Here is a 229-nt window from a genome sequence, read left to right on the forward strand (position 1 = left end):
GGTGCCAGTAATCCCTGTACGACCGCGCTGCCGAGCTGGTCATTAGGGATTACCAGGACATCCGGGCCAATACCCGCCGGGCCATCAAGACGCAGCTTCTCAATCTGCTGTGCAAACGGCATCTCCTGAACTTTCACTTCAACGCCGAACTGTTTCTGAAAATCGGCGATCGCCGTTTTGATGCCGTCTGATTTTTTAATGTCTTCCCAGACGGTAAGTTGCTGAGCGG

At 53.7% G+C, this 229-nt stretch carries 1 protein-coding gene; it reads right to left on the minus strand.

Annotated elements, in window-relative coordinates; genetic code table 11:
• Positions 1-229, minus strand: a 229-nt coding sequence (locus SB765_RS34510; protein ID WP_410933142.1) for an extracellular solute-binding protein, incomplete at both ends; no start/stop codon positions are given.

The organism is Pseudomonas sp. SIMBA_067 (assembly GCF_046534675.1).
Classification (GTDB): domain Bacteria; phylum Pseudomonadota; class Gammaproteobacteria; order Pseudomonadales; family Pseudomonadaceae; genus Aquipseudomonas; species Aquipseudomonas putida.